This window comes from Rahnella selenatireducens, assembly GCF_046449555.1.
GTDB lineage: Bacteria > Pseudomonadota > Gammaproteobacteria > Enterobacterales > Enterobacteriaceae > Rahnella > Rahnella selenatireducens.
This window is the reverse complement of the sequence record NZ_JBKEZJ010000010.1, coordinates 72,005-90,590: the sequence shown is the minus strand read 5'-3', so window position 1 is coordinate 90,590 and position 18,586 is coordinate 72,005. Positions and strand designations below refer to the sequence as shown.

The window sequence follows — 18,586 nt, the reverse complement described above, 5'->3', positions numbered from 1 at the left end:
GGGTGCCAGATATGGCACCCGAATTACTGAGAGCAATAATTCACCCTACTGCGTCACCCTGACAAACTGCCCTTCGGCGCGCACGTTCTGCCCGAAACCGCAGTCGCCAGTGGTGTGCAGCATGACGCTGGCGGCATCAAATTTCATATCCACGCTGCACTGGCCGCCACCCGCTTCTGCGTCGTCGGCTTCGTGGTAAACCGCGTGGTGATCTTTCACCGCCGTCACAACGGAGAAATCGCCGGTGTTCGGGCCGTAGTACAATGACATCTGCCCCATGTACATGCCGGTGAAATCGATTTTAAACTGGGCTTCTTCCGCTTTGACTTCCACCAGATTCCAGCTGCCAAAACCGGCGTATTGCCAGTAGACGCCCGCCGGGGACGCAGGCTGGGGCATGGCATCCAGTTTTGGCTGGATCTGTTTGAGATTGAATTGTGATTTTTTATCCGCAGGTGCAAGCATCAGCCAGGCTTTGGCTTTCAGGTAATCGCCCTCCTTTATGTAGGTCAGCGCGATATTGTTGTAAGCCGTCGCGATCTGGTCCTGCGGTTTGTGGCAAAACTCACTCCAGGCTACCTGATTACGGAAAATATCCCGCGCTTTGGCGATATCCCCTTGCTGGTACGCCACTTTTCCGGCTGCCGCGTAGATACCCGCTTTTACGCAATCATTCGCAATATCAGGTTCATCAATCTGAGCAAACGCCTGAACACTGGCAAAACATCCTGCCACCAGCAGTAAATTCACTGCGACTTTCATCAAACATCCTTCTACTTTTGTGGTCTACAGAGCTTCGTGCTGGAAAAACATCCTTACAAGTGGTTCATTGCCCTATCGCACTGAGACACTCATTCTGGGATGATTGACTTCACAACATATCGATGACTAATGGCTATTATGACTAAAAAACCTGGGAAATCGGCGCAATGGGGCGCCGTCTGGCAGTTAATTAAGCCTTACTGGCGCTCAGAAGAAAAGTGGCGAGCCTGGGGCATGTTGACCACTATCGTTATCCTCTCACTGGCAACCGTCTACATCAGCGTGCTGCTAAACGAATGGAACCGCGTGTTTTATGACGCGCTGCAAAACAGAAACTATCCGGTTTTCAAAGCCCAGCTGTTCAAATTTACCTGGCTGGCGCTGCTCTTCATTATCATTGCGGTTTACCGCGTTTACCTGACGCAGGGCCTGCAAATGAGCTGGCGTCGCTGGATGACCGAAGAGTATATGGAGAAGTGGCTGACCAATCACGCCTATTATTACACGGAGTATCAGCATCAGGTGGATAACCCCGATCAGCGTATTGCGTCTGATCTCAATGCGCTGACCAGCGGCACGCTTTCACTGGTGCTCGGGCTGCTGTCGAGCGTGGTTACGCTGTTCTCGTTTGTCTTTATTTTGTGGTCCATCAGCGGGCCGCTGAGCTTCGTACTGGGCGGGCATCATTTCGAAATTCAGGGTTATATGCTGTGGTTCGCCCTGCTGTACGCCGCGCTGGGTTCCTTCATTATCTGGTGGATCGGTAAACCGCTGGTCAAACTCGGGTTTAATCAGGAATGGTTCGAGGCGAACTTCCGTTTTGGGCTGATTCGTATCCGTGAAAACAGCGACGCGATTGCGTTATATCACGGCGAGAAAAACGAGCACGAGCAACTTTCCGGCAAGTTTGATTCTATCAAAACCAACTGGTGGTCGATCATGCGTATCACCCGTCGCCTGAATATTGCCTCAAACTTCTACGGCCAGTTCGCCAATATCTTCCCGATCCTGGTGGCGTCACCGCGTTATTTCTCCGGTGCGATCCAGATGGGTGCGCTGATGCAAATCGCCTCGGCGTTCGGTCAGGTTCAGGGCTCATTATCCTGGTTTATTGATGCATTTACCGATCTGGCCAGCTGGAAAGCTACCGTTAACCGTCTTGCCGGTTTTAATGCGGCGATTGACCAGGTGAATGCCCAGCCACGCGGGATCAGCGTGGAGAAAAGCGCGGAACATGCCTTGCAACTGGATCAGCTGACGCTGAATCTGCCGAACGGGAATCCGCTGTTCTGCAACGTTTCTGCAGCCATGAAGCCGGGTGAGCGCGTGCTGATTGCCGGCCCTTCCGGCTGCGGTAAATCCACGTTGCTGCGCGCTATTGCGGGTATCTGGCCTTACGGGTCCGGCAAAATCACGCTGGCAGAAGGGAAAAGTTATCTGTTCCTGCCGCAGCGCAGTTATATCCCGATTGGTACGCTGCGCGATGCGCTGAGTTACCCTGACGCCAGCCGCGAATATACTGACGAACAGCTGCAACGCGTGCTGGAACAATGCCGCCTGCCGCACCTGGCTACGGTTGAAATTCTGGACGATTACGCCAACTGGAGCCAGCGTCTGTCGCCGGGTGAACAGCAGCGTCTCTCGTTTGCACGTGCTTTGTTGATCAAACCGGACACCCTGTTCCTCGATGAAGCCACCAGCGCGCTGGATGACGAAACCGAGCAACAGGTTTACGCGCTGCTGTTAAGCGAATTGCCGGGCACGTCGGTCATCAGTGTGGCGCACCGCAATACGGTGGCGAAGTACCATCAGCACTGCTGGCGGTTCAAAAATCAGGAAAATGGCCCGTGCGGATTCACCTCTTCGGCGATTTTGCCTGAGTAAACGCTGACACCACCGCCCTGTGGTTTCAAAATGCAGAAAGGTTGCTGATGTCAGCAACCTTTCTTTTTTGTGTGCTGAAACCCATTTCGCACAGAAAATCAACAGTCTGGTTGGTTCAAATGTATACCTGACTATACAATTCTCTTTAAGTGATTTTTTTAATACGGAGGTTCAGGTCTGATGAAAATAGATAAAAACTCGTTCACACCGCTTTACCTGCAAATCGAACAGCAACTTACCGAGAAAATCAGCGCGGGCGAGATCAAACCCGGTGACCCGATCCCGACGGAAGCCGCATTATGCGAGATCTACGGTGTATCGCGCATGACGGCGCGCAAAGCGGTGGACTATCTGGTGCGTCAGGGACGCGTGGCGCGTTTTCGCGGACGCGGCACGTTCGTGGTTGAACCCGGCGAACAGCAGAAAATCGTCCTGCCGCTCGACCGCCATCTGACCGCCAGCGAAGTCGCGCAGGAAAATAATCAGCGCATCGAAAATCAGGTACTGGAATTTCGCCGTATGCCCGCCAGCGACGAAATTGCCCGCGAGCTGAATATTCCGGCAGGGACTGACGTGTATTTTATGATCCGTCTGCGGCTGCTGGGCGATGAGCCGTTTGTGTATGAACAGTGCTGGATGCGTGCTGAAAATCTGCCGGATATCAATCGGGCGGCGATGACGTCTTCAAAATACGCCTATCTGCGATCCAAAGGTTTCCAGCCAGCGGGCAGCACAAAACTGATTTCCGCCGAACTGCCTTCCAACCAAATCCGCCTTGCGCTGCATCTCTCACGCGACCAGCCGGTGCTGCACTCGCATGCCGTGGTGTCATTTACCGACGGCACGCTGTTTGAAGTGTCCGACGTCTATTACAACCAAAAAAACTACAGCTTCAGCGTCCATGCCAAAGTTAAAAGCTAGCGGCCATCAGGCGATGCCTGACAACTCCGCCTTCACGAGATTCGCCACCTGTTCAACCTGCGGGCCGTAAATAACGTGAACATCCGTTTCGGTGATCCGTTTCACCCCCGCCGCACCGGTTTTCATTAACGTGCCGTCCTGCACCTGAGCCATATCTTTTACCTTCACCCGCAAACGGGTAAAGCAGCAGTCGACGGCGGTAATATTCCCCTCACCTCCCAGGCCGATAATGATATTTTTGGTTTTCTCGCCGGTTCCCTGCGCCGGTTTTGCACGTTCTTCAGCATCATTTTCATCTTCACGCCCCGGCGTTTTCACCTGCATACGCAAAATAACCCAGCGGAAACTGAAGTAATAAACCGGCGCATAGATGATCCCAAGGATCAGCGGATACCACCAGTGCGTTTTGCTGCCGCCCAGTACGCCGAAGATCAGGAAGTCGATCGCCCCACCTTGCACGTTACCGATCATCACATGGAACATCTGCATCAGTACGAACGAAAGCCCCGTCAGCACGGCGTGCAGGATATACAACACCGGCGACACGAAGATAAAGCAGAACTCGAGGGGTTCGGTGATCCCGGTAGTAAAGGACGCCAGCCCGCCCGCCAGCATCAGCGCTTTCACGCGACCTTTATGTTCAGGGCGCGCGCAGTGATACATCGCCAGCGCGGCGGCCGGTAAACCAAACATCATGACCGGAATTTTCCCCTGCGCGAGGAACCGCGTGGCCTGCTGCGTAACGGCGTCGGGGATCATCCCCGGATTGGCCAGCGCGGCGTTAAAGATATTCAGTGCGCCGACAATGCTCTGGTTATCCACCGTCGTCACCCCGCCAATCGGCGTAAAGCGCACGGTTTCATTGATGATGTGATGTAAACCGGTTGGGATCAGCAGCCGCTCCGACGTGGCATAAATAAACGTTCCGGCTTCTCCTGTCCGGCCAATCAGTTCGCCAACCCACTGAATCCCCTGCGCAATCGTCGGCCAGATCAGCGACATAATGACGCCGACAATCGGCAACACGAGGATCGTAATAATCGGCACGAAACGACGCCCGCCGAAGAACGCAATCGCCGTCGGCAGCACTATCGTATAGAACCGGTTATGTAGCCACATGGTGATAAGCCCGACCAGCACACCACCCAGCACGCTCATGTTGTAGGTAAAAATCCCCAGCGTGTTAGTGAATTCGGCGGCGTAAATCATCGCGTTTGTTTCGGTCATGCCTTGGGCGGTGAGCTTCGCCACGGTAATGGTGTCCGGCGAAATTCCCTGCGCCAGCAAGCTGTAATTCACCCCGACGTGCAGCCCGACGAAGCCGATCACTGCGGAAAAGGCTGCCGTGGCCTTTTCTGCATTGGCCAGACCCATCGCGGTCGCAACGGCAAAGAACAGAGGAAGATTGGCGAATAACGCGCCGGAAACCTGGCGGATAAATCCGATCACTAGCTGTAAGATTTTCATCTGCGCGAAGGTTTCACCGGTCACCGCCGGATTCTGTAACGCGGCCGCCAGCCCTAAGAAGATCCCGGCGGCGGCAATCACCGAGATAGGCGTCATCAGGGCTTTGCCCAGATCGTGAATTTTGCTGCCAAGTTTAATCATCTGAAATCCCTCAACTGGGTGGCTAAAAATCAGCCGTTAATTGAGTTAAGTCACAGAATGTATAGTTGTATAGACATAGAGGTCAGGAGTATGAAAGGGATCACAGTTTTGCGGGAAGAAAACGGGTGGGGATCCGAATAAAAAAAAGCCCACATCGGACTGTGGGCACGGGGGTTGCGACTGGCCGTCGTTCAGTACGGCTGGCAACAAGCAAATGTGAGAACTGCTCGCTCTCGGGTCCTAAGGTAACGGCAGACCGCCAGAACCTTCAGCCTTTTCGGGTAAACGGCAGGTTAAAATGTATAAATTTGTTTGATCCAGATCACACTTATCCGCGCTACAACAATTCATTTACGTTCAGACGATTCTGCTGAAAATCCCGCTTAAGCCTTATTGGTTAGTTTGCTAAGTAATGAATATCCTGCCCTATGCGACTGCACGAAAACATTAAACCCTGAATAATACAAGGGGTTATGCCGCAACATTTACCTGTTATTTCGAAACATCAAAACATTCGTCATGACAATAACCTTACACAGAGAATTGTGGCGCTCTCGTATAGTGGGGGACTTGTTGAGAATGGTTATTCTCAATTCCCCAAAAAGAGTGAATTCTATGCGCCTGAAGTTTCTTTCTGTCAGTACGGTTGTACTGCTTTCCGCATGTGATGGTTCCGCCGGTTCAGCCTCTCCGGTGGCACAAGTGCCTGCGGTCAATGTCGTCACTCTGCACAGCCAGCCCGTCACGTTAACCACCCGCCTGCCCGGCCGTACAACTGCGGTGCGCAGCGCCGAAGTTCGTCCGCAGGTCAGCGGCGTAATCCAGAAACGTCTGTTTGTGGAAGGTAGCGAAGTCAAAGCCGGTCAGCAGCTTTATCAGATTGATCCGTCAACCTATCAGGCGGCCTATGACCGCGCGATGGCGACATGGAAGAGCGCCGATGCCACCGCGCGCCGCTACAAACCGCTGGTCGAAGCACAAGCAGTCAGCCGTCAGCAATATGACGACGCCGTGGCCGCCGAGCGCGAAGCCGCCGCCGATGTCGAAACGGCCCGCGTGAATCTGCAATACACCAAAGTGTACGCGCCGATTTCCGGCCACATTGGCCGTTCGTTGTCCACCGAAGGTGCGCTCGTCACCAGCGGGCAAAGCACGTCAATGACCACCATCGACCAGCTCAATCCTATCTACGTTGATGTGAACGAATCCTCACTCGATTTGCTCAAACTGCGTCGCGCGCTGGCTTCCGGCAAATTACAGTCCGCCGGTGAAAATGCCGCACAGGCCAATCTGACGCTGGAAGATGGCAGCAAATACGCCCTGCCGGGCAAACTGGAATTCTCAGAAGTCACCGTGTCGCAAAGCACCGGTTCCGTGACACTGCGCGCCTCATTCCCGAATCCGCACGACGAATTACTGCCGGGCATGTTTGTTCACGCCGAGCTGCAACAGGGCGTAGATGACAAAGGGATCCTCGTGCCGCAGGAAGCGATCATGCACGACGTGAAAGGCGCGCCATACGTTTACGTGGTGAAAGCCGATAACACCGTCGAGCAGCGTTCGATCACCACCGGCCAGATGATGAATGGCTTCTGGCTGGTAAATCAGGGCTTGAAGAACGGCGATAAAGTGATCACCGACGGATTACAAAACGTCAGAGCCGGTGCCAAAGTGAACGCCACCGAGCGCCCGGCCAGCGCCCCTGCCGAACAGGCTAATCTCGCGATGACCGATCCTTCCGCGCAATAACGGGTGAGCTGAATGTCTACTTTCTTTATTAATCGTCCCATATTCGCCTGGGTTGTCGCTATCGTCATCATGATCGCCGGTGCGCTGTCGATCATGCAGTTGCCGATCAACCAGTACCCGAATATTGCCCCTCCGGCGATTTCCGTCAGCGTCACCTATCCGGGTGCTTCGGCGGAAACCGCGCAGAATACCGTCGTTCAGGTTATCGAACAGCAACTTAACGGGCTGGACAACCTGCGTTACATCGAATCGCAAAGTAACAGCGACGGCAGTGCCACCATTATTGCCACCTTCGATCAGGGGACTAACCCGGATATCGCGCAGGTTCAGGTGCAGAACAAAGTGTCTCTGGCCGAATCACAGTTGCCGACTGAAGTGGTCAATCAGGGTATCCGTATTGCCAAATACCAGGCCAACTTCATGCTGCTGGTCAGCCTGATTTCGACCGATGGCAAAATGAGTAACTCGGATCTGAGTAACCTGCTGGTCACTAAACTGGAAGACCCGATTGTCCGCACCAAAGGCGTCGGCGACTTCCTGGTGCTCGGTTCAGAATACGCGATGCGCATCTGGTTAGATCCGGCGAAACTCTATAAATATCAGTTAATACCCAGTGATGTCAGCGCGGCCATTGAAGCGCAAAACGTGCAGGTTTCTTCCGGTTCTCTCGGCGGATTACCGACGGTGAAAGACAGCAAAGTCAGCGCCACCATCATTGGTAAAACGCGTTTTGACAGCATTAACCAGTTCAAAAATGTGCTGCTGAAAGTGAACGCCGACGGTTCTCAGGTACGCCTGAGCGATGTCGGAAATGTGGATCTGGGCCCGGAAAGTTACTCCATCTCTTCCACCTTTAACGGCAGACCGTCAACCGCCATCGCCCTGCGTCTGGCGAGCGGCGCGAACGTGCTTGATACCGACAAAGCCGTTAAAGCCACGGTCGCCGGGTTGGAATCGTCCCTGCCTGCGGGCGTGAAAGTAGAATTCCCGTACCAGACCGCGCCGGTGGTCAGCGCCTCCATTGAAGAAGTGGTGAAAACGCTGATCGAAGCCATCGTGCTGGTGTTCTGCGTCATGCTGCTGTTCCTGCAAAACCTGCGCGCCACGCTGGTTACGACGCTGGTGGTGCCGGTCGTTCTGCTCGGCACCTTCGGCATTCTGGCCGCCGCGGGGTACTCCATTAACACCCTGACAATGTTCGGGATGGTGCTGGCGATAGGCCTGCTGGTGGATGACGCCATCGTGGTGGTGGAAAACGTCGAACGTGTGATGACGGAAGAAAAGTTATCGCCAAAAGAAGCGACGATTAAGTCGATGAAACAGATTCAGGGCGCCCTGTTCGGGATCGCGCTGGTTCTGTCGGCGGTATTAGTGCCGATGGCGTTCTTCGGCGGCTCAACCGGCATCATCTACCGTCAGTTCTCGATTACCATTGTCTCCGCGATGGCGCTTTCCGTTCTGATGGCACTGATTTTCACCCCGGCGCTGTGTGCCACCATCATCAAACACAACGATGAGGAGAAATCGCAGAAAGGCTTCTCCGGCTGGTTTAACCGTAATTTCGACAAAGGCGCGATGCATTACACCCGCGCCGTCGGCACAGTCATCTCCCGCCGTCGTCTGTTTATGCTGATTTACCTGCTGATTGTGATTGCCACCGGGTTTATGTTCACCCGCGTGCCGACGACATTCCTGCCGGATGAAGATCAGGGCGTCATGCTGATTCAGGCCACGTTACCGGCCAACGCCTCATCACAGCGCACGCAGGAAGTGCTCGATAACGTCCGCGAATACCTGATGGATAAAGAAGGCGGCATTGTCTCGTCGGTGTTCACCGCCAACGGCTTCAGCTTCGCCGGTCGCGGACAGAACGTAGGCATTGCGTTCGTCCAGCTGAAAAACTGGGCACAACGTCCGGACGCCGCGCAGAAAGTCCAGGCGCTGGCGGGCCGAGCGATGGGGCATTTCGCCACCATCAAAGACGCCCGGGTGTTTGCCTTCGTTCCGCCTGCGGTGATGGAACTGGGTAACGCCACCGGTTTTGACTTCTTCCTTCAGGACACCAACGGCAAAGGGCATGAAGCCCTGATGGCCGCGCGTAACCAGTTCCTGCAAATGGCGTCGCAGGATAAACGCCTGACCGCCGTTCGCCCGAACGGGATGGAAGACGAACCGCAATACCAGCTGGAAATCGACGACGAACGCGCGCAGGCGCTGGGTCTGAGCCTCGACGACATCAACAACACGCTGTCGGCGGCCTGGGGGTCGGCGTACGTGAACCAGTTCATGTACAACAACCGCGTGAAGCGCGTTTACATCCAGGGCAAAGCGGCGTCCCGCGTTACGCCTGAGGATCTGAACAACTGGTATTTCCGTAATACCAGTGGCGATATGGTGCCGTGGAGCGCCTTCGGCAGCGGTAAATGGGTTTACGGTTCACCGCGTTACGAGCGTTTCAACGGGGTTTCCTCGGTGGAACTGATGGGCGCACCGGCTCCGGGCTACAGCTCGGGCGATGCCAACGAAGCCGTCATGGAAATCGCCGCCAAACTGCCGCAGGGCTACAAAGTGGCGTGGCACGGCCTGAGTTATGAAGAAAAACTCTCCGGCTCGCAGACGCCGGCGCTGTACACCCTGTCGCTCATCGTGGTGTTCCTGTGTCTGGCTGCGTTGTATGAAAGCTGGTCGATTCCGTTCTCGGTGCTGCTGGTCGTTCCGCTGGGGATACTCGGGACGATCGGCGCGGTATTGCTGCGCGGATTATCCAACGACGTCTTCTTCCAGGTCGGGCTGTTAACCACCGTCGGGCTGGCGGCGAAGAACGCCATATTGATTGTCGAATTCGCCAAAGAGCTGCACGAGAAGGAGGGAATGTCGATTATTGATGCCGCTGTGGAAGCCGCCAAGCTGCGTATCCGCCCGATCATTATGACCTCGATGGCCTTTATTCTCGGCGTATTCCCGCTGACGATTTCCAGCGGGGCGGGTGCAGGCAGCCAGCACTCCATTGGTACAGCGGTGGTGGGCGGCATGATCACCGCCACCTTCCTGGCGATTTTCTTCGTCCCGATGTTCTACGTGACGGTAGTAAACCTGTTCACGCGTAAATCAAAGAAACAAGACAAGGCGCTTCCGGCGACTGAGGCAACACACCATGAATAAACCGCATTTCGCGCTGTCCGTGATTGGCGCGTTTTCACTCACCCTGCTGGCAGGCTGTACGCTGGAACCGAAATATCAGCGTCCTGCCCTGCCGGTCGCCAGCAACTGGAGCGCCGGAAACGGCGCTAACACCCGCGCCGCGCAGGATATCGGCTGGAAAGCGTTCTTCAATGAACCGGCCATGAACCAACTGATCGGCATGTCCCTGAATAACAACCGCGACTTACGGGTCGCGGCGTTAAACGTCGACACCGCTCGCGCCGCCTTCCAGATTGACCGCGCCGCCCTGCTGCCAACGCTTAATGCCAGCGCCGGTGAAACCAACCAGCATCTGCCGGGCGGATTGTATTCAACACAAACGTCGGGGCCGGTGACGTATCAGCAATACAGCGCCAATCTCGGCGTGACGTCTTATGAAGTGGATCTGTTTGGCCGCGTGCGCAGCCTGCGCGATCAGGGGCTGGAAACCTTCCTCGCCACCGAAGCCACGCAGCGCGCCACGCAAATCTCGCTGGTTTCCGAAGTGGCGTCCGGCTATCTGAGCCTGGCTGCGGATAACGATCTGCTGAAACTGGCGATCAATACGGCCAACAGCCAGAACAAATCCTACGAACTGACCAAGCGTAGCTACGATTCGGGTATCAGCACCTCACAGGATCTGGTGCAGGCGGAAACCACAGTGCGGGCGGCGCAGGCCGATATCGCGCAGTACACGCGTCAGGTCCGTCAGGACGTCAACGCGCTGACATTGTTAGTCGGCACGACGATCCCGCAAAACCTGCTGGCCGGTGCCACGCTGCAACAGGACTGGAAATTCCCGCAGACGCCCGCCGGTTTACCGTCTGACCTGCTGACGCGTCGCCCGGATATTATTGCGGCGGAACACACCCTGAAGGCGGCCAACGCCAACATCGGCGCAGCCCGCGCGGCGTTCTTCCCCAGCATTACGCTGACCGGCACCGCCGGTTCTGAAAGCGGCAGCCTGAGTAAACTCTTCGACGGCGGCACCGGCGCGTGGTCATTTATGCCCTCAGTTAATATCCCAATATTTGACGGCGGCGTGAATCAGGCGAACCTCGACATTGCCAAAGACACCAAAAAAATCGACATCGCCAACTATGAAAAAGCGATTCAAACGGCGTTCAAGGAAGTGTCTGACGGCTTAGCCGGTCAGGCGACCTACAAAGATGAACTGCTGGCCCGCACACAGGACGCCGACGCCAACCAGCGCAACTACGATCTCTCGCAGATGCGTTTCAAAGGCGGCATCGACAACTACCTGAGCGTACTGGTCGCGCAACGTTCGCTGTATTCCGCACAGCAAACGCTGATCACCACACAACTCGCCCAGTTGAATCAGGACATCAGTTTGTATAAAGCGCTGGGGGGTGGCTGGAAGGAGTAAACGTTTTGGTTTGACAGGAAGCGCCGACGGAAGCCGGCGTTTTTGTTCGCTGCCGCCTTTGCGGCGAAGCCTCGAGGTTTAGCGGTTTCCCCGCATGATTTTCTCCACCATCTCACCCTGCGCATTAAAATAACGGCTCGGCCAGATAATACTCGGATGCACATTCAGCGCCTGCGCAATCACCTTCTCTCCTTTCGGCCACGGCCGCGAAAGCGCATTCGATAGCGTCGATGAACTCAGCCCCGCACCACGCGAAACCGCCGCCAGCGTCGTCCCACTTTTACGCAGTGCCGCAATGATGTCTGCCTGATGCCAGTCGGTGTAATTCTGTGGGTTATTGATGGAGGATCCTTTCCTTTGATTGATGAGTAAGAAAACGTCTACGCAGGAAGAGTAAACCGACAGAAAAATAATCCCAAAACGAGATAGAATCCGGGAATATATGATCAGGTCATTGATAGGTAAGATGAAATGTAATATTGATAGGTTGGAAAACATAATGACAAATAAAATATATTTCGCGAAAGCGACGACGATCTTTCTACTCTGATAAGGATAAGAGAATGAGTTTGAATTGGGACTGGAGTGCTGAGGTTGAATACCTGAATGAGAAGCTTCCCCCGGATAATCTTGACCGCGCCAAGTACGCCAAATTTCTTTATGAAGTTGCTGCCCGCAGGGGAGAAACCTCAAATCTGGTCATCAATATCAACGCCGAGTGGGGAGCAGGGAAAACGCATTTTACCCGCCGCTTAGCGCAAACCATCAAAGATAAGCACCCGACAGTTTATGTTGATGCCTGGAAACAGGATTTCTCGGATGAACCGTTGCTGGCGATTTTCTCGAGTATTTCAGACCAGCTCGGCGATCAGTCAGATAAATTTATAACTTTATTGAAGAAAACAGAGAAAAAAGTGGGCGTGCTTTTAAGAGGTATTGCTCCGGCTGTTATTCAGGGAATAGTTAAAAAAACTACAGGCATTGACGATCTGTCTGAAATAGCAAAATCTGCAACAGAAAACCTCATTGATACTCACAAAGAAAAAAGTGCAGTGATTGAAGATATAAGGAAAGATCTCGCCGAGTGGGTTAGATTTATAAAACAAAAAGATGCAATGAATAAAGACTTGCCAATATTTATCTTTATAGATGAACTGGATCGTTGCCGTCCAAATTATGCGATAAATTTACTTGAAATAGTGAAACATATTTTCAATGTAAAAGGCTTAGTATTCTTCATTTCGACTGACACTGATCAACTACAACATTCCATCAAAGTTATTTATGGCCAAGATTTTGATGCGCAACAATATTTGGGACGTTTTTTTGACAGAAGATATATACTTACCGTACCAAAAACAAAAGGTTTATTAGCATCCAGAGCAGTGGGTGAATTAAAAGTCAATTATCAAAAAACAACTAAAAACATTACACCACAACCTATTAACTTTCATTACTTCATAATAATATGCTCAGATATACTCGATGCATTTAGAGTAAACCTAAGAAACTCAATTAAATATTTTGATCGCGTTAGTGATATAATCCTTGTAGAAGATAAAAAATTCGACCCTTTTCTTTTAATGATACTGATGTATTTTTTTGACAAAGAAAACACACTATATAAAAAAATAAAATATACAGAAACGTTTGATACAAAAATAATTAAAGACGCACTAACAAGAGATGAATTAAAATCCAGCCTATATAGTGAAATAAATATAAAATCAGATTTATCAAGAGAAAAAACTGATGTTAGCATGATACACTTCTTTGATGACCATGATTTCTTAAGAAAAGCCCCTAACCCATTCAGTAATGAAGAAGTATGCGTGAATGTAATTGATTACATTACGTCTTCAATTGAAATTGTAAAGATGGAAAAAGCAACATCTTTCGTAAACAACATGGGTAACTCAGTAGAGTTAACTTGGGGTGATGGAGGTGTATCACGTGATATGAATATAGATTCATTGCTAAAAATGAGCTGGAATATTAATAAAACAAGGTCGATTGAACTTAAGTTCCACGAATACTTCGATCTCGTCGAACTCTCCACAACCTTCGACTGAACCACCAAGCATTGATTCTTTTAGGGCTGCCTTGCAGCCCATCTCCAACTATTTTTTGCTACTATTCCCGAAAAAAGCTCTACAACAAAGACACTTTTTATCGCCCTTGTATAGAGATAAAATGACAAAATTTTAAGCCATTCAAAAATTGGAAAATAGCCCGAATGACTCCGGGCTATGAACGAACATTTTAACTGGTTCTATGAGGATTTTCGAGCCTCGTTTGCTTTGATCTCTTCGACCCAACCTTCCATTATCCAAAGGCACGTCGCGGCCTGAGGTCCTGTATCCAGTAAAGAAAGGCGGATGCGATTATATATTTCCATGTCGCCATTCGTTATTTTGTCAAACGGCGGGACACAGGCTATATCCGTTCCTTGCTGATACTTGTAATGGTGCTTGTCGAGAATTGACATCACTTTGAGCGTTTCTTTTGCGTTAGCATCCAGGGCGTAATAGAGAGCACCAGAAAGTTGATTGGATTGCTGTAGATTCACTACAGTCGCTAAATCCGGGACTAACAATAGCCATTCATTGTCACCCGTGGAGATTTTTTTAATCGTCTCGGACCAGTCTTCTGCTGTTATTTTGGATGCAAAACTGTTGCTCCCATATTTTTGAACACTTGCCCTTATATCTTTCGGTGTAGTTGAAGCAAATACCATTATTGGAGCGAGAAAAAGTAAGGGAAGAATTCTCATCTCACTACCTCTAATGTTTCTGAGGTTCCTCTTATCAGACGGCGGGTAGGGTTGCTCATAATGATACAACCTGTAGAAGCAAACCCGGCCGGGCCATTTCTTCTCTCACCGTGTACGCGAAATAAGCTCCTGCCATAGGATTCACCCGAGGTTTGATGCAGTTCAATCGTAAGTGGTCCCTTTGAACTCGTTGCAATACCCACCCGATATGTCCCCTGGGGAAGGGGTCCCATCCCTTTGACATGCTGACGATCTGGGTTATTTTTATTTGTCAGGACGCCTGAATATCCCCGTTCGATGAATACTCCATCATGAAATAATTCACCGGTGCTTTGTTTATATGTCCAGGTCATAAATCATCCTTATGCGGTTGCTCGTTCATTCCATGAGTCTGAATGAATGATGTTACCTTCAGTGTAAGTCCAGGTTATTTTTTCGTAACGCAGCTCCACACATTCAATGTGTCCCTGTTTTTCAAAATTAGGGCTTTTCACGTCATACATCATTGCCGATAATGACACCAGTTTTACATTCTCCAGCTTCGCATTGAAATATTCGACTTCCTGCCCGGCATCGTTAATTCGATACCATTTTATCTCAGCGGATTTAAACGTTTCTCCCGAAGTAACAGCTTTATAAAGATAAGGACTCGATGAATCTATTTCTTTATCAAATACGAAAGGATGATGAATTCTGGTTCCTGTAATTTTCCCTGTATTGGAGTCAGTTGGGATTTCAAGGGCATGGGATAAACCAATAATCTCGATACTTCCTTCACGACCATGTACATCAACCGATCCTCTGATGTCCGCTCCACCATCGTCTTTAAGCCATAAATAGGCAGGAATTGCCATTTTAATAAATTCCTTTTTAAAAAATTGAGGCTATACGTTATGCCTGTATATTTACACAAACCGTTGGCGAACCTTTAAAAATGGATTTTTCAGAAGTTTATTACTGACGAGCACCACTAGTGTACGGGATAACAAACTGCCTGCAACCTTACCTCCCATGACCAAAATTCAATCTCTACAGCAATGACACATAAATATGTCTTTGCTGTAGAGATAAACGTTGTTTCCTCATTTGCGCCCGCTATCACTCTTCCTAAGTCGCTCTTTATGTTAAATTTGTTAAACAACAGAGACATTTTGTAAGCACAGAACTTTTGCTGCACGGCTTCCGTGCGGGTTGATGGTGTAATTTTGAGGAAACAATATGGGCATCACTCGTCGTGATTTTTTAAACGGTGTGGCGATTACCGTCACTGCCGGTATGACGCCGTTCGAGGCGCTGCGGGCTTCGCCGCAAACCGCTGCACAGTCTTTGTATTACCCGCCTTCGCTCACCGGTTTACGCGGGAATCATCAGGGATCTTACGAAGCCGCGCACATTCTCGGGCGCGAAGGTAAAAAGGTCGATCCCTCCGGTTTGCCTGTCGAGGATGAGTTCGATCTGGTGGTGGTCGGAGCCGGGATCAGCGGGCTGGCGGCCGCGTGTTTCTGGCAGGAACAGCACGGAAAACAACAGCGCATTTTGTTGCTGGATAACCATGATGATTTCGGCGGACACGCGAAACGTAATGAATTCCACGTCGAGGATAAAATGTTGCTCGGCTATGGCGGCAGCGAATCTTTTCAGTCGCCGCGCACCAATTTCAGCCCGGTGGCGATGGGATTACTGAAAACGCTGAACGTCGATATCGAAACGATGGCAAAAGATTTCGACCAGACGTTTTATCCGGATCTGCATCTGAGCCGTGGCGTGTATTTTGACCGTAAAAACTTTGGTGTAGATAAAATTGTCAGCGGCGATCCGGGCCGTGCGGTGGCCGATGACATTCCGCCAGATCGCCTGAATGGCCGCGATATCAAGGCTTTCATCAGTGATTTCCCGCTGCCGGAATCCGACCGCAAGGCATTGATCGCCCTGCACACCGAAGCAAAAGATTATCTGCACGGCATGAGTCAGGAAGAGAAAGTCGCCTGGGTTGACGGGCACAGCTATACACAATTCCTGCGCGAAAAAGTCGGACTGAGCGAAGTGGCGATCCGTTATTTCCAGCAGCGTACCAATGATTTTCAGGCCGTCGGGATTGATGCGACGTCGTGCAGCGATGCGCGTATCTGCGCCCTGCCGGGGCTGGAAAATATGGGATTACCGCCGCTGGATGCCGAATCGCTGGAAGACCTCGACCAGCCGTATATTTTCCACTTCCCCGACGGTAACGCCGGTTTAGCACGTCTGATGGTGCGGCATCTGATCCCGCAAGTGGCGCGCGGCAATACGATGGAAGATATCGTGCTGGCGAAATTTGATTACAGCCAGCTGGATAAGGCCGGGCAGCCGGTGCGCCTGCGCCTCAACAGCACCGGAATGCACGTCGCCAACGTTGTGCATGAAGGAAAACCGGCGGTTGACGTGACGTACATGACCGGCAGCACGCTGCACCGGGTTCGAGCCGGACAGGCGGTGATGGCCGGTTACAACATGATGATCCCGTATCTGGTGCCTGAAATTGCCGAAGCGCAAAAAGCGGCGCTGAAAGAGAATGTCAAAGCACCGCTGGTGTATTCGAAAGTCGTGATCCGCAACTGGCAGCCGTTTATCAAACTGGGCGTTCACGAGATTTACTCCCCCGCCGCGCCTTACAGCCGCGTGAAGCTGGATTATCCGGTCGATATGGGCGGTTATCAGCACCCGCGCGACCCGAATCAGCCGATTGGCCTGCATATGGTTTACGTCCCGACCTTGCCGGGCAGCGGCCTCAGCCCGCGCGAACAGTCGCGTAAAGGCCGCGCCCTGTTACTCGGCACCCCGTTCGACGTTCACGAAAAAATGATCCGCGAGCAGCTTCAGGGCATGTTCGGCGAGGCCGGTTTCGACCATCAGCGTGACATCATGGCGATCACCGTAAACCGCTGGTCGCACGGCTATTCCTACTTCCTCAGCGGGATGTTCGACGATGAAGAACAGTCGCAGAAAACCATTCATCTTGCCCGTCAGCCGGTTGGCCGAATTACCATTGCGAACTCCGATTCTGACTGGAGTCCGTACGCCAACTCGGCGGTAGATCAGGCATGGCGCGCGGTGAATGAACTGACGGCAATGAAGAAGGATAACGCATGAAAAATCTGATGATTTTCGCCACCCTGATGGCGATAGCGGGCTCAGCGATTGCCATGTCCCAAGGGGAGTACGTCGCCAAATCAGCCGATTGCGCGGCCTGCCATACCGCGCCAGATGGCAAGAACTTGACCGGTGGCGTACGTTTCGCCACACCGATCGGGGATGTTTACTCCACCAATATCACCCCGGATATTCAGCACGGAATTGGCAACTACCGTTTCGAAGACTTCGATAAAGCGTTACGCAAAGGCATCGCCAAAAGCGGTCATGCACTTTATCCGGCGATGCCCTACACCTCCTACGTAAAAATGAGCGAAAAGGACATGCGCGCGCTGTATGACTATCTGATGAAAGAAGTGAAACCGGAGCCGGTCGCCAACCGCGACAATAACATCAGCTGGCCGTTATCCATTCGCTGGCCGATGCACGTCTGGAACAGCGTTTTCCTCGAAGATGGCGAATATATTCCCCAGTCAGAACAGAGTGCGCAATGGAACCGCGGGGCGTATCTGGTGCAAGGTGCCGGACACTGCGGTGCCTGCCACACGCCGCGGGGCTGGGCGCAGCAGGAGAAAGCGGGTGATCAGCAAAACCCGGTGTATCTGAGCGGCGGTGAAGTCGATGGCTGGTCTGTACCTTCGTTACGTGAGCTGAACATCAGCCAGGAAGAACTGGTGACGCTGCTGAAAACCGGTCGCAACACCCATGATGCCGTCAGCGGCCCGATGGGTGACGTGATCACCAACAGTACGCAATTTATGACCGACGCCGATCTCAACAGCATGGCGGTTTATTTGCTGAGTCTTAAAGTGGAAACGCCGCAAAAACCGGCTAAACCTGCCGTTTCGACGCCTGCCGGACAGCAAACCTTTATGCGCTATTGTTCAACCTGCCACGGGATGAATGGCGAAGGTAAGGTGTTTGCCATTCCTGCGCTGGCGGGCAATCTGACGGTGAATTCAGAAGATCCGCAAACTCTGCTGCGGGTGATCCTCAACGGCGGCCAGACGCCTGTGACCGCAGAGCATATGTCCAACACGATGCCGGGTTATGGCTGGACGCTCACCGATCAGCAAGCCGCTGAGTTAACCAATACTCTGCGCGCCAGCTGGGGAAACCAGGCCGCAGAAGTCACGCCAGGCGATGTGGCTAAGGCACGTAAAGCCGGGAAATAGGTGAATAAGGGGGCGGGG

General features: G+C 52.2%; 14 protein-coding genes. 8 read left to right on the top strand and 6 right to left on the bottom strand.

All coding sequences use genetic code 11. From position 1 onward, the window contains the following. Positions 1–45: 45 nt before the first annotated feature. On the bottom strand, positions 46–762 hold the full coding sequence (locus ACLBVC_RS16920; protein ID WP_410150601.1) for a tetratricopeptide repeat protein: 717 nt from the start codon (positions 760–762) through the stop codon (positions 46–48). A 129-nt stretch (positions 763–891) separates the two neighbouring features. Between ACLBVC_RS16920 and ACLBVC_RS16915 the strand changes: the two genes are divergently transcribed. Both ACLBVC_RS16915 and ACLBVC_RS16910 read left to right on the top strand, forming a co-directional pair. Further along, complete coding sequence (locus ACLBVC_RS16915; RefSeq protein ID WP_410150600.1) at positions 892–2,646, top strand: ABC transporter ATP-binding protein/permease; 1,755 nt, start codon at positions 892–894, stop codon at positions 2,644–2,646. Between the two features lie 180 nt (positions 2,647–2,826). Continuing rightward, positions 2,827–3,567, top strand: a complete 741-nt coding sequence (locus ACLBVC_RS16910; RefSeq protein ID WP_410150599.1) for a GntR family transcriptional regulator — start codon at positions 2,827–2,829, stop codon at positions 3,565–3,567. Between the two features lie 6 nt (positions 3,568–3,573). On the opposite strand, the gene ACLBVC_RS16905 is transcribed toward ACLBVC_RS16910, so the two are convergent. Further along, the gene (locus tag ACLBVC_RS16905; RefSeq protein WP_410150598.1) at positions 3,574–5,175 is read right to left on the bottom strand and encodes a PTS transporter subunit EIIC; all 1,602 of its coding nucleotides are present in this window, start codon (positions 5,173–5,175) and stop codon (positions 3,574–3,576) included. 615 nt (positions 5,176–5,790) lie between these two features. Here ACLBVC_RS16905 and ACLBVC_RS16900 point away from each other — a divergent pair. Genes ACLBVC_RS16900 through ACLBVC_RS16890 form a run of 3 tightly spaced genes read left to right on the top strand, consistent with a single transcriptional unit; the run spans position 5,791 to position 11,491 of the window. Then, positions 5,791–6,924 carry an efflux RND transporter periplasmic adaptor subunit gene (locus tag ACLBVC_RS16900; RefSeq protein WP_410150597.1) on the top strand — a complete coding sequence of 378 codons (1,134 nt, stop codon included), beginning with the start codon at positions 5,791–5,793 and terminating at the stop codon, positions 6,922–6,924. Positions 6,925–6,936: 12 nt separating this feature from the next. Beyond that, complete coding sequence (locus ACLBVC_RS16895; protein ID WP_410150596.1) at positions 6,937–10,086, top strand: efflux RND transporter permease subunit; 3,150 nt, start codon at positions 6,937–6,939, stop codon at positions 10,084–10,086. Then, a complete protein-coding gene (locus tag ACLBVC_RS16890) occupies positions 10,079–11,491 on the top strand; it encodes an efflux transporter outer membrane subunit (RefSeq protein WP_410150595.1) in 1,413 nt (470 codons plus the stop codon). The genes ACLBVC_RS16895 and ACLBVC_RS16890 overlap by 8 nt, the downstream gene beginning before the upstream one ends. Before the next feature lie 78 nt (positions 11,492–11,569). On the opposite strand, the gene ACLBVC_RS16885 is transcribed toward ACLBVC_RS16890, so the two are convergent. Further along, positions 11,570–11,833, bottom strand: a complete 264-nt coding sequence (locus ACLBVC_RS16885) for a helix-turn-helix domain-containing protein (protein ID WP_410150664.1) — start codon at positions 11,831–11,833, stop codon at positions 11,570–11,572. A gap of 221 nt (positions 11,834–12,054) precedes the next feature. Here ACLBVC_RS16885 and ACLBVC_RS16880 point away from each other — a divergent pair, with 221 nt between their 5' ends. After that, positions 12,055–13,563 carry a KAP family P-loop NTPase fold protein gene (locus ACLBVC_RS16880; protein WP_410150594.1) on the top strand — a complete coding sequence of 503 codons (1,509 nt, stop codon included), beginning with the start codon at positions 12,055–12,057 and terminating at the stop codon, positions 13,561–13,563. A gap of 200 nt (positions 13,564–13,763) precedes the next feature. Here the strand turns inward: ACLBVC_RS16880 and ACLBVC_RS16875 are convergent, their stop codons facing one another. From ACLBVC_RS16875 to ACLBVC_RS16865, 3 genes are read right to left on the bottom strand one after another with little or no spacing between them, the layout of a single operon-like run. Next, complete coding sequence (locus ACLBVC_RS16875; RefSeq protein WP_410150593.1) at positions 13,764–14,264, bottom strand: hypothetical protein; 501 nt, start codon at positions 14,262–14,264, stop codon at positions 13,764–13,766. Next, positions 14,261–14,617, bottom strand: a complete 357-nt coding sequence (locus ACLBVC_RS16870; RefSeq protein WP_410150592.1) for a tlde1 domain-containing protein — start codon at positions 14,615–14,617, stop codon at positions 14,261–14,263. The genes ACLBVC_RS16875 and ACLBVC_RS16870 overlap by 4 nt, the downstream gene beginning before the upstream one ends. Before the next feature lie 9 nt (positions 14,618–14,626). Then, entirely contained in the window at positions 14,627–15,118 is a 492-nt protein-coding gene (locus ACLBVC_RS16865; RefSeq protein WP_410150591.1) for an Hcp family type VI secretion system effector, read from the bottom strand. Positions 15,119–15,482: 364 nt separating this feature from the next. Here ACLBVC_RS16865 and ACLBVC_RS16860 point away from each other — a divergent pair, with 364 nt between their 5' ends. Both ACLBVC_RS16860 and ACLBVC_RS16855 read left to right on the top strand, forming a co-directional pair. Then, positions 15,483–17,393 carry an NAD(P)-binding protein gene (locus ACLBVC_RS16860; RefSeq protein WP_410150590.1) on the top strand — a complete coding sequence of 637 codons (1,911 nt, stop codon included), beginning with the start codon at positions 15,483–15,485 and terminating at the stop codon, positions 17,391–17,393. Next, positions 17,390–18,568: a c-type cytochrome gene (locus ACLBVC_RS16855; protein WP_410150589.1), complete on the top strand. Its 1,179-nt coding sequence runs from the start codon at positions 17,390–17,392 to the stop codon at positions 18,566–18,568. The genes ACLBVC_RS16860 and ACLBVC_RS16855 overlap by 4 nt, the downstream gene beginning before the upstream one ends. The last annotated feature ends 18 nt before the right edge of the window (positions 18,569–18,586 follow it).